Origin of the sequence: Sporolactobacillus nakayamae, assembly GCF_900113325.1 — a bacterium.
GTDB lineage: Bacteria > Bacillota > Bacilli > Bacillales > Sporolactobacillaceae > Sporolactobacillus > Sporolactobacillus nakayamae.
On sequence record NZ_FOOY01000003.1, the window covers coordinates 391545 to 404334 of the forward strand.

Consider the following 12790-nt stretch of genomic DNA (forward strand, 5'->3'; position numbering starts at 1 on the left):
CAGCCTCCTTTTGAAAATGAAAGAGTGGGAATTTCCCACTCTTTGCAGACGAACTATTTCCAGTATTTCCATAAACACTATATCATACCCATGTACTCAAGGCAAGAATTGCAAGAAGTCAGAACAAAGACAGTTGGTTCGCGTCCGGCATGCCTTTAAGACAACCTTGACCATCAAGGAATTCAAGAACAGTCTTCGATATTTTAGCACGCTTTTGCAGATCTTCTTTAGACAAAAATTCTCCGTCTTCTCTCGCTTTTGCAATCGCTTTGGCAGCATTGGTCCCAACACCGGGAATCGCATTGAATGGTGGAATAAGCGTATCTCCCTCGACAAGAAACTGTGTCGCGTCAGAACGATAAAGATCTACAGACTGAAAACTGAGCCCACGTTCACACATCTCCAATGCGACTTCAAGAACTGTCAGCAAACTCTTCTCTTTAGGAAGCGCATCGTTTCCTTTCTTCTCAATTTCATCCATTTTCGCTCGTATTGCATCGGATCCGCGCTTCATCGCGTCCACATCAAAATCATCGGCTCGAACAGTAAAATAGGTCGCGTAAAACAAAATCGGATAGTGTACTTTGAAATAAGAAATGCGGATGGCCATTAGAACGTATGCAGTCGCGTGCGCCTTTGGGAACATGTACTTTATTTTAAGACATGAATCCATATACCATCCCGGCACATTATTTTCCTTCATTTCATTGATCCAATCATCATTCAAGCCTTTCCCTTTTCGAACAGATTCCATGATTTTGAAAGCGTGTGACGGTTCCAGGCCTTGATGCATCAAGTCAATCATAATGTCATCACGACAGGAAATAACGTCGCGAAGCACGCATGTTCCGTCTTCGATCAGAACCTGTGCATTACCTAGCCACACATCAGTCCCATGTGACAATCCCGAAATTTGCACGAGTTCGGCGAAGGTTGTCGGTTTCGTACTTTCAAGCATTTGGCGAACGAACCGTGTGCCGAATTCGGGAATGCCAAGTGTCCCTGTCTTACATCGAATTTGTTCTCCGGTAACACCTAGTGATTCCGTGGTGCTGAAAATCTTAATAACTTCCTTATCGTCTGTAGGAATTGTTTTCGGATCAATGCCGCTCAAATCCTGAAGCATACGAATAACGGTTGGATCGTCGTGTCCGAGAATATCAAGTTTCAGAATGTTGTCGTGAATTGAGTGAAAATCAAAATGTGTTGTTTTCCACTCTGCTGTCTTGTCGTCGGCCGGAAATTGCACTGGCGTAAAATCGTAGATATCCATATCACGCGGAACAACAACGATCCCACCCGGATGCTGACCGGTTGTCCTTTTTGCGCCCGTACAGCCCGCTGCAAGCCGATCTCGCTCCGCACCTCGAAAGCTGCCGCCAATATCTTCTTCATATCCTTTAACGTAACCATAAGCTGTCTTATCAGCAATCGTGCCGATAGTTCCGGCTCGAAACACTTTATCCTCACCAAAAAGCACTTTAGTATAGTTATGTGCCACCGGTTGGTAGTCACCGGAGAAGTTCAAGTCGATATCCGGAACCTTATCACCTTTAAATCCAAGAAAGGTTTCAAAAGGAATATCATGTCCTTCCTTTTTCATTGCCGTTCCACATTCCGGACACTCTTTGTCTGGTAAATCGAAACCACAAGCAATTGATCCATCCGTGAAAAATTCAACATGTTGACATGATGGGCACAAGTAATGCGGCGGCAGCGGATTAACCTCGGTAATTTCAAGCATCGTCGCAACTAAAGATGAACCGACTGATCCACGCGAACCAACAAGATAGTTATCAGAGAGTGACTTTTTTACCAGTTTATGCGCGATCAGATAGATGACCGAGAAACCATGACCAATGATACTTTTTAATTCTTTATCGAGCCTTTTCTCTACTAGTTCAGGAAGCTGTTCCCCATAAAGCGAATGTGCACGGCTATATGTTTTTTCTTTCACCTCATCTTCGGCACCGTCAATCGTTGGCGTATACAATTTATCCTTAACCGGAAGGACGGCGTCGATTTGGTCCGCAATAAGGTTCGGATTGTCCACAACAACCTGTTTTGCTTTTTCTTCACCAAGGAAACTCATACACTCCAGCATTTCATTTGTTGTTCGAAAATGAACATCTGGCTGGGTTTGTCTGTTCAGCGGATTCGCCGCTTGAGATCTGATTAAGATCTTCCGATAGATTTTGTCATGCTTATCCAGATAATGAACATCTCCAGTAGCGACAACAGGCTTATCCATTTTTTCACCGAGTTTTACTAACTTAATCATCACATCTTTAAGAGCCAGTTCATCTCGGACAATTCCTCTCTCAACGAGATGTTGGTAGTTAGAAGGCGGCTGAATTTCGATGTAATCATAGAATTCAGCGACCTTCTCTGCAAGCTCGGCAGACTTCTGCATCATCGTTTCGAACAGTTCACCTTTCTCGCAGCCTGAACCTACTAACAGTCCCTCACGATACTTGTTCAAGAGCGAACGTGGGATTCTTGGCACTCGAAAAAAATAGGCGACATGGGACAGGGAAATTAGTTTGTAAAGATTTTTAAGCCCTGTTTGATTTTTTACAAGTAGAATGATGTGCGACGGGCGGATTCGATCCAGATTTCCCTTTCCAAGATTGTCGTTGAGCTGGTCGTGATAATTCATTCCTTTTTCAGCGGCATCCTTCAACATCTTCCAAGCAAGATAGCCAGTGGCTTCCGTATCATAAATTGCTCGGTGATGGTGAGTCAATTCGATATTAAAGGCTTTGCAAAGCGTGTCCAACTTGTGATTTTTGAATTCTGGGTAAAGAAAACGGCCGAGTTCCAGGGTATCAATAACCGGATTTTCTGCCTTCCCATGGCCCAATTTCTGATAAGCCGTATTTAAAAATCCCATGTCGAATGTAGCATTATGAGCGACAAGTATCGCATCGCCCGCGAACGCTTTGAATTCCTCAACAACCTGATCCGCATCCGGAGCATCTGCGAGCATCTCGTCTGTGATACTGGTTAATTCAATGATCTTTTGCGGCAATGGGTGGTGGGGATTGGCAAACTGATCAAATTTATCCAACACCTCACCGTTTTTAATCTTAACGGCTGCAAGCTCAATAATTGTATCGTATACCGCTGACAAACCCGTTGTTTCAACATCGAATACGACGTATGTATCTTCAGCCAGCAAACGATGCGCCATATTATAGGCGATCGGCACGCCATCATCAATCAGATTTGCCTCAACACCGTACAGGATTTTAATACCGTTCTTTTGACCCGCAGTATAAGCTTCAGGATAGGATTGTGCGACACCATGATCAGTAATCGCTATCGCACGATGCCCCCATTGCTTTGCGCGTTTAATCAATGCCGAAGCTGTCACAACGGCATCCATCTGACTCATAACTGTATGTGCATGAAGTTCGACACGTTTTTGCCCCTCTGGAGCGGTATCTTCTTTTTTATTCGGAGCAATTTCTTCAATATCATTAGCAATCATAACCAAATCTCTGGCGAAACTGTCATTTTGCACGCCACCGCGCACTTTTACCCACATGCCTTTATGCAGCATGCCAAATTTTTGAGCGTCCTCTTTATCACGCGAAAAGACTTTAACTATTAACGAATCCGTGTAATCCGTAATTTTAAAGAGCAGCAAAGTGCGTCCACTGCGCAGTTCACGAGTCTCCGAATCAAAAATATAGCCTTGAATCGTGATCCGCCGCTCTTCATCTTGAATGGTCTCAATAGACACGGGTTCATCATGAATATCATAGCCAACTTTAAATGGTCCTTGGGGAATATCCCCAGCCGCTTCATTGGCATCCTTCTGCTTTTGCCGTTCAATCATTGCTTGAACCACTTTTTGCTGATCCTCTGCTTCTCTTTGTTTAACGAAAGAATCATAAGCTTTTGATCGATCTTCGGAATTAATTTTTACATCAAGCGATATGGGGGGAAAACCAAAGTCGCGTATTTTTTCATTCAATACTTTAGGAATTTTTCTTTTAATCAAACCTGCCTCTGTCTCGCTGTTTGCTGAAAGGACAAGCTGCCGATCGTGAAGCTCTGGCTGCTGTCTGCTTAAACACAACTTCAACGCTGGAAAGTCTTGGCTTAATTCACCACTGACCGCACTCCAATACTCAGCAAAATAATTATCTGCTTCCTCTGCTTCACGTGCATGAATCGTAAATGTTACGTTGGAAACAACCGATTGAAAATGCTGCTTTAGGTGAGAATCAAGCCATTCATAAACCTGAAATGGCAAAATGCCCTCAAGCTGCAGTTCAAAATGCCAGCGTCGCTCCGAGCGGAAGACAGACAGTTTTTCAATTTCGCCATGATTAAAATAACGTTCGATCCATTCTTGTGGTGCGTCAATATGCTCAAGAAGCATCGCAAAACGCTCCGCTTTGGATGTTGCATCACTCATCAATCATCGTCTCCTCTCTCTATAATTCTACTAAAACAAGTTAAGAATTGCTATCCGTTGTATTATTTGAATGATTACGGAAACGAGAACGCTATTTTTTCACCGCAAAAAGAAAAAAGGAGCACAAACGGCTCCTCAAAACTGTTTCATTAGTCAAGTGTTTTCAGTAATTCAGTGACTGCATCAGACAATTGTCCAACCTTAGTCTCAATGCGTTCTTTTTGCTTACGCGAAGCAAGTTCGACAATCTGATCCGCAGCCTTTTTCCCAACAATGACTTGTACCGGGCAACCAATAAGCTCACTATCGGCAAATTTAACACCCGGACGTTCCTTCCGTTCATCCCAGAGCACATCATAACCCTGATTGCTAAATTGCGTATAGAGCTTTTCGGACAACTTCAGCTGCTCCTCATTTTTGGGGTTAACAGTGATCAAGTGAATCGTGAATGGCGTTAGTGATTTCGGCCAAATCATTCCTTCATCATCGTGATACTGTTCGCAAATTGCCGAAAGCGTGCGTGACACCCCGATACCGTAACAACCCATGATTAGCGGTTTCGCTTTTCCATCAGCGTCTAAATAAGTCGCATTCATTGCTTCGGAGTACTTTGTTCCAAGCTTAAAGACTTGTCCAATTTCAATACCTCGAGCAAATTTAATGACGCCATTTCCATCCGGAGACGGATCTCCTTCCTTAATAAAGCGCAAATCATCATAACGCTCAATTGCAAGATCACGGTCCGGGTCAAGATGAAAATAGGTAAGATTTTCTGCTTCGTTATAGACAGAAGTCTGCGCCAAATGTTTCAAAGCGTTATCTGCCAGTACACGAACTCCTTTATCAGGATGGATTGCGTCTTTGTTCGATGTCTCCAGTGGTTCGATGAGATCAGTCCCAAGTACGTTTTTAATCTTTACGTCATTAATCTCGTCACCAGTCTTTATAAAAACAACAACGGTATCCGTTCTTGTCTTAAACCAATGCGCGGTTAATGCTGTATCTTGAGCAATTTCTTGATTGCCGGAAACTTTTTCCAGAGGCAGTGCTTTTCCTTTAATTGCATCATCTGTATCAAGTACAGCAGCCATTTCCAGATTTGCCGCATAATCAGAGCTGTCTGAATAAGCAATGGTATCCTCACCTATTTCGGCAAGCGCCTGGAATTCATGTGTATCCTTACCGCCAATAGCACCGGAATCAGCAAGAACAGCGCGATATTTCAAGCCGCATCGCTCAAAAATACGGCAATAAGCATGGTACATCTCCCAGTATGATTTATCCAAGCTTTCTGCTGAATCATGGAAAGTATAAGCGTCTTTCATGATAAATTCCCGTCCGCGAAGCAGACCGAAGCGCGGCCTTTTTTCATCACGAAATTTTGTTTGAATCTGATAAAGACTCATGGGCAATTTTTTATATGAATTAAGGTAATCACGAATTAGGCTCGTAATCAGTTCTTCACCGGTCGCACCAAGCGCAAAATAACGTCCGTGCCTGTCTTTAAGCCGCATCAATTCAGGTCCATAGACATCCCAGCGCCCTGTCTCATGCCATAATTCAGCAGGCTGCATTGCCGGCATTAATAATTCCTGTGAACCGATACCATCCATTTCTTCACGTATAATTGTTTCAATTTTCTTAATGATTTTATAACCAAGCGGCAGGTATGAATAGACTCCGGCCGCATTCTGACGAATAAATCCGCCGCGCAAAAGCAGACGATGACTTACGGATTCTGCGTCGGCAGGAGTTTCTTTCATCGTTGGAATGAACATTTGGCTTTGTTTCATTACTGAACACCTCAACTCGTTAAAATGGTTCAAAATATACCTTGTATTAATGGGATGCTGTCTATCGCGTAAACAAATTTTGCAAATCATTCCACGTGACAAGCAGCATTAAAAGCATAAGCAATGCAAAACCGATAAAATGAACCAACGCCTCTTTTTGAGGCTCAACAGGCTTTCCTCGCAGCGCTTCAAGAATGATAAACATTAAGCGTCCTCCGTCAAGCGCGGGGAGCGGCAATAAGTTAATGACAGCAAGGTTAACGCTCAAAAAGGCGGTCCAATTCAATACAAAGAACAGGCCTTGTGCAACCACTTCTCCGGTCGCATTGTAAATGCCTACAGGGCCAGCTAATTTATTTAAATCAAATCCGCCGGTAACAAGCATTTTCAAACCGACAAATTCCATTTTAATCCAATAATAGGTTTGGCTGAATCCGGCGCCAATAGAGGCCGCAAAAGAATGTCGGGTCGGTTGATAAACACCGATAACCCCTTCTGTTTTTCCATTTGCTCCTTTGCGCTGACCTGTCGTCAGATCCATTTTCTGCTGATTGCCATCACGAACAACCGTCAGACTGATTCGTTCTTTAGGATGTTTGCTCACATAATTGACAATATCCTGCCAACTGCTTGTTTGTTCCCCATCAATCTGAATGATACGATCACCAGCAAGCAAACCGGACTTCTCAGCGGGATAACCTTGAATCACCTTTCCAAGTTTCGGCGCGTCTGAGGGAACACCTTGGATACTGAAATAAATGACAAAGATGACTACCGCTAAAATCAAGTTCATAAAAGGTCCCGCAAAAATGGTGAGAAATCGGGAAAGTAATGGTTTAGATGCGAACTGACGATCGCACGGCGCGATTTGAAAATCCTGATTGTCCGATACATAAGTCGCATCGCGATCAATATCATAACGAACCAGCGGACCATCTTCCTCTTCATAGCCCGATAAGACAAGCTCGCTGTCAAGATTGCAATGTTCAACAGTTATGAACCGAGCGTTAGGGTATTTCTCAAGATGATCACTGACAATTCGCGATACACGATTTTGTCGGTTCAGGAAAATTCCGATACTCTGGCCGGGTTTCACATCAAATGTCTCCGGATCCTCTCCCGCCATTCGCACATAGCCTCCGATAGGAAGCAGGCGCAATGTATACACCGTCTCTCCTTTTTTAACCGCGAAAATTTTCGGACCAAATCCGATTGCATATTCCCGGCATAGGATACCGGAACGCTTGGCAACGATCAGGTGGCCAAATTCATGGATTGAGACAAGCAGTCCAAAAATGATAACAACGATAATCAAAGTTTCCACGTGCGTGACACCTCTGCCCTTAGTTTATTTGATTCTTGACAAAAGCGCGCGTTTCCTTATCAACAGCCTCGATGGTTTCCAAATCAGGCATTTGAATAACGTGATGCCGATTAAGAGCCGTTTCAACATATCGTTCGATATCCAGAAACGTAATTTTTTCAGAAAGAAACGCTTGAACCGCTGTTTCATTTGCCGCATTCAATACGGTTGGCATAGAACCGCCGGCCTTTCCTGCTTGATATGCTAATGATACGCTAGGAAATCGCCGCGTGTCCACTTTTTGGAAGTGCAGACTCCCAATCTCCCATAAATTTAATGATTTAGTTTGCTTCAGTTCCATTCGGGAAGGATACGTAAGTGCATATTGAATGGGAGCAAGCATACTTGGGAGACCAAGCTGTGCAATGACACTATGATCAGCATATTCAACTAAAGAATGAACAATACTTTCTCTATGAATTACTGTGTCAATTTTTTCATAAGGCATGTCAAAAAGCCAATGCGCTTCAATAACTTCTAGACCTTTATTCATCATAGTCGCACTATCAACAGTAATTTTTGCGCCCATCGACCAGTTCGGATGATTTAGAGTGTCTTTGATCGTCACTCCAATAAGTTCCTCACGATTCTTGTCTCTGAAGCTTCCACCTGACGCGGTGATAATGAGGCGCGAGATTGCGCAACGATCTTGCCCCTGCATTGATTGAAAAATAGCTGAATGTTCACTGTCGATTGGGAGAACCCGGACACCACAGTCTGCTGCCCGTTTCATTACTATGTGGCCTGCAGTTACTAACGTTTCTTTGTTCGCAAGACCGATGGTTTTACCTGCCTCAATCGCTGCAAGTGTAGGTTCAAGCCCCACACTGCCAAGAACTGCATTAACGAGCATGTCACTTTCGGGGAACGCCGATACTTCAATCATGCCCTCGATACCATATACCAAACGTGTTTGGTCATCTAATTGAATTCGTATTCTATCCGCAACCTGCTTGTTCTTAACTGATACTAATTGAGGCTTGAATTCATTAATGATCGGCAGCGCCACTTGAATATTCTCACCAAACGCCAGAGCAGCAACCGAGAATTGATCAGGATGTTCACGAATAACCTTTAGCGTCTGAATTCCAACTGATCCCGTCGCGCCAAGCAAACTGATCTTCTTCATAGCGCTTCCCCCCTTATCCAATCAAACCCAGAATATACAGCATAGGCAGCACAAAAATTAAACTGTCAAAACGATCAAGCAAACCGCCATGTCCCGGCAAAATCGATCCTGAATCCTTAACACCATAGAATCGTTTAATTGCCGATTCTGTCAAGTCTCCAAGCTGTCCAAAGATGGAAATGAGCAAGGTGATGCCAATCAAAGCAGGCCATGTACCAAGGAATGCCCCTCCGACAATCAATCGATAGATGATGGCAATCAGTACAGCAACCAGTACTGCGCCAATAGACCCTTCTCGTGTCTTGTTTGGACTGATATAGGGAGCGAGTTTATTCTTGCCAAATTTCCGTCCGACAAAATAGGCACCGCTGTCTGTCGACCAAATGATAATCTGAACAAACAAAACGAGTATGAGACTATCCAGTCGAATCCGAACGAGTAAATAGAAGGGAATGCTTATGTAGAAAACAGATAAAAACAAGTAAGCGGAATGCGCAAACGAAATACGGTTTCTTGTCACGACAGCTGCACTTACGAACAGCAATGCTAAAAGAGCGAAGAGTTTAAGCCAAATGTCATGAAAAGAAGATAGAGAAAACATTGCGCCAATCACTATGACGGCTACTGCAAGAGCGCCGATCATGACTTCCGGCGAATAGGCACGCAGTTTGTTCATTTCGGCAAGTTCAAGATAGCTTATCACAGCAATTGCTGTTGCAAGCAACGCGAAAGGAAAGGAGCCGATCCAAAGCAGGGCAAGATAAAAGGCACCGGCAAGCACGCCTGTAACTATTCGTTGTCTCAATTTTTCTCGCTTCCTTCCTCTAATCCGCCGTATCTGCGTTGTCTTGTCGCAAATGTCTGCACCGCTTCCTGAAGACTGAGCTCATTGAAATCCGGCCAAAATTCATCTGAAAAATAAAGCTCAGTATAGGCAAGCTGCCACAGCATGAAATTGCTTAGACGAATCTCTCCCCCAGTTCGAATCAAAAGGTCTGGATCAGGTAATGATCGACTCATCATATGCTCAGCAATAACCTTTTCGGTCACATTATCGAGTTCAAGCTGCTGGTCGTTCACTTCACAAATAATGTTCTTCACCGCGGTGACAATTTCCGCATGACTGCCGTAATTCAGCGCAAAATTCAAAATCAAGCCTGTATTCTCTTTCGTTCGCTCAATTGCGCTTTCCACCGCTTTTAACGTGTAAGATGGGAGTCGCGACAAATCCCCCATTGCCTGAACTTGAACATTTTGTTCAACAAGCTCAGCCAAATAGGTATTTAGGAATTGTTGCGGTAATTTCATTAGGAACTCGACTTCCGCTTTCGGCCGTTTCCAATTTTCAGTGGAAAAAGCATATAACGTGAGAACCTTTACACCTAGCCGATCCGCCTCTGTTGTTACGCGCTTAATGGTCTTCAAAGCCTCGCGATGACCGGCAATTCTCGGCAGTCCCCTTTTTTTTGCCCAACGACCGTTACCATCCATAATAATTGCCACATGCCGCGGAATTTTACCTGTATTTATATCTTTTTGTTGTTTTGACGTATCCGTTTTTCCCATATTAAAGGAAAATTTTTCAAACATTGATTTTCCCCCATTACTGATACTGAACATCCCTAGGGCAGCCTACAAAAATAGGATCTAAAATTCTTGAATATGGTGTCAGTTTGGTTAATATCCTTCTTTAGATGTCCATCATTTCTTTTTCTTTTTCAGATGCGATTTGATCAATATTCTTAATCGTTTCGTTGGTTAGTTTTTGCACATCTTCTTCTGCTTCGCGAACGTCATCTTTAGTTAATTCATTGTTTTTTGCCATCTTTTTAACTTGGTCATTGGTATCACGACGTACATTGCGTACAGCAATTTTTGCTTCTTCAGCCATCTTTCGAACAAGTTTCACTAACTCTGTCCGTCTTTCCTCGGTCAGAGGAGGAATTGCAATTCGAATCACAGAGCCATCGTTCGTCGGCGTTACGCCCAAGTCGGACTTCAAAATGCCTTTTTCAATGTTTGCAAGCGCCGTTCGATCATATGGCTGCACAAGCAGAAGACGTGCTTCCGGAACTGTAATCGAAGCCACTTGATTGATCGGTGTCTCCGCACCATAATATTCGACCGTTACTTTATTAAGCAATGACGGATTTGCTCTTCCTGCCCGAACCGTCACTAACTCGCGTTGGAAGGCTTTAACAGCCTTTTCCATGCGCTCTTCAGCGCCTTTAAAAAGTTCTGATTGACCCATTAATTATCGCCCCTTTACAACTGTGCCGATATCTTCACCAAGAACAGCACGTTTTATATTGCCTTCTTCTGATAGTGAAAAAACAATCAACGGAATATCGTTGTCCATGCTTAGTGAAGACGCTGTGGAATCCATCACTTGAAGCCCTTCGTTCAGAACACGCAGATAGGATATTTCTTTATATTTTTTCGCCGTTTTATCAACCTTAGGATCCGCTGAATAAACGCCGTCGACATTATTTTTCGCCATTAATATTACATCCGCTTCAATTTCCGCGGCACGCAGTGCAGCCGTCGTATCCGTGGAGAAATAAGGGTTACCGGTTCCCGCAGCAAAAATGACCACACGTCCTTTTTCCAAATGACGAATTGCGCGTCTGCGAATATAGGGCTCAGCAACTTGTCGCATCTCAATGGATGTCTGAACGCGTGTCTCGACACCGATACCTTCTAAACAATCCTGCAGTGCGAGAGCGTTAAGCACAGTAGCGAGCATACCCATGTAGTCAGCTTGTGCCCGGTCCATTCCCATTTCGCTGCCTGCCTTGCCCCTCCAAATGTTTCCGGCACCACAAACGATTGCAACTTCTACGCCTAGATCCACGACCTCTTTGACTTGTTTTGTAATCGAACGAATAATGCTTGGCTCGATTCCAAAACCGCCAGCGCCCGCCAGTGCTTCTCCACTTAGTTTTAAAATGACCCGCTTATAGTTCGCCTTTTCCGGCATATTCCACCGCACCTCACATTGGATTATTTTAAAAAATGGGACACGTGACCCGTGCCCCATTGTGATTCCTTGCTCTGTTTCATCAGGTGTTGAAAACCGCAAAACGGCTATGTGACGGTTATTTATCATTATCGTCTTTCAACAGTCACGTTACAGGCGCAATTAGTGTTTCATTTGTGCTTTTACTTCATCAACGAAGTTATCTTCCTTCTTTTCGATACCTTCGCCTACTTCAAAACGCACAAATGCAAGAACATCAGCGTTTTTGCTCTTCAAGAATTCTTTAACAGTCACATCGCCGTCTTTAACAAAAGGCTGATCAACGAGGCATATTTCTTTAAAGAATTTTTTTATTCTGCCGACAACCATCTTTTCAACGATGTTTGCTGGCTTGCCTTCGCTGAGTGCTTCTTGAGTAAGAACTTCTTTTTCATGTGCGACAACATCAGCAGGAATTTCATCTTCCTTTAGATATTGAGGGCGAATCGCTGCCACATGCATCGCGATATCCTTTGCCGTTGCTTCATCCGTGCCCGACAGTTTTGTCAAAGCAGCGATACGGCCACCCATATGCAGATAAGCACCGAATACTTCGTCATCTGTTTTTTCAACAATTGAGAATCGACGCAAAGTGATTTTTTCACCAATTTTAGAAATAGCTGCAGTGATGGTATCTGCAATGGTTTCACCAGCTGCTGTTTTCTGGTTAAGTGCTTCTTCTACAGTAGCAGGTTCGTTGTCAAGAAGATGTTGTGCAAGTGTGTCAATCAAAGCCTTAAATTCAGCATTCTTTGCCACAAAATCGGTTTCTGAGTTGACTTCAAGTGCAACAGCTCGATTACCATCGGTCTTGATTTCCGCTAAGCCTTCTGCAGCAATACGACCGGATTTCTTTGCGGCTTTTGCCATGCCTTTTTCACGGAGTACGTCGATAGCCTTCTTAATGTCACCTTCCGCTTCAGCGAGTGCTCGCTTGCAGTCCATAATACCTGCACCTGTCAGTTCACGTAATTCTTTTACTTGTTTTGCGCTAATTGCAGCCAATAGGAGTCCTCCTTTTATGTCGTTCCAAAGTTTTCGCTAAAAGAGTGATAAA

9 protein-coding genes are annotated in these 12790 nt (G+C 43.7%); all 9 read right to left on the reverse strand.

Annotated features, from left to right (window positions below):
- Positions 1 to 118 precede the first annotated feature (118 nt).
- Positions 119 to 4429, reverse strand: coding sequence for a PolC-type DNA polymerase III (locus BM003_RS01900; RefSeq protein ID WP_093669494.1), 4311 nt, complete (start codon positions 4427 to 4429; stop codon positions 119 to 121).
- A 149-nt stretch (positions 4430 to 4578) separates the two neighbouring features.
- Positions 4579 to 6222, reverse strand: coding sequence for a proline--tRNA ligase (locus BM003_RS01905; RefSeq protein WP_093669496.1), 1644 nt, complete (start codon positions 6220 to 6222; stop codon positions 4579 to 4581).
- Positions 6223 to 6283: 61 nt separating this feature from the next.
- Positions 6284 to 7546: an RIP metalloprotease RseP gene (gene rseP / locus BM003_RS01910; protein ID WP_093669498.1), complete on the reverse strand. Its 1263-nt coding sequence runs from the start codon at positions 7544 to 7546 to the stop codon at positions 6284 to 6286.
- Positions 7547 to 7565: 19 nt separating this feature from the next.
- Positions 7566 to 8714 carry a 1-deoxy-D-xylulose-5-phosphate reductoisomerase gene (locus BM003_RS01915; protein WP_093669500.1) on the reverse strand — a complete coding sequence of 383 codons (1149 nt, stop codon included), beginning with the start codon at positions 8712 to 8714 and terminating at the stop codon, positions 7566 to 7568.
- Between the two features lie 13 nt (positions 8715 to 8727).
- Positions 8728 to 9519, reverse strand: a complete 792-nt coding sequence (locus BM003_RS01920) for a phosphatidate cytidylyltransferase (protein WP_093669502.1) — start codon at positions 9517 to 9519, stop codon at positions 8728 to 8730.
- A complete protein-coding gene (locus BM003_RS01925; RefSeq protein WP_093669504.1) occupies positions 9516 to 10304 on the reverse strand; it encodes an undecaprenyl pyrophosphate synthase in 789 nt (262 codons plus the stop codon). The genes BM003_RS01920 and BM003_RS01925 overlap by 4 nt, the downstream gene beginning before the upstream one ends.
- Before the next feature lie 100 nt (positions 10305 to 10404).
- On the reverse strand, positions 10405 to 10965 hold the full coding sequence (gene frr, locus BM003_RS01930) for a ribosome recycling factor (protein WP_093669506.1): 561 nt from the start codon (positions 10963 to 10965) through the stop codon (positions 10405 to 10407).
- 3 nt (positions 10966 to 10968) lie between these two features.
- On the reverse strand, positions 10969 to 11694 hold the full coding sequence (gene pyrH, locus BM003_RS01935; protein ID WP_093669508.1) for a UMP kinase: 726 nt from the start codon (positions 11692 to 11694) through the stop codon (positions 10969 to 10971).
- A 162-nt stretch (positions 11695 to 11856) separates the two neighbouring features.
- A complete protein-coding gene (gene tsf / locus BM003_RS01940) occupies positions 11857 to 12738 on the reverse strand; it encodes a translation elongation factor Ts (RefSeq protein ID WP_093669510.1) in 882 nt (293 codons plus the stop codon).
- Between the last annotated feature and the right edge of the window lie 52 nt (positions 12739 to 12790).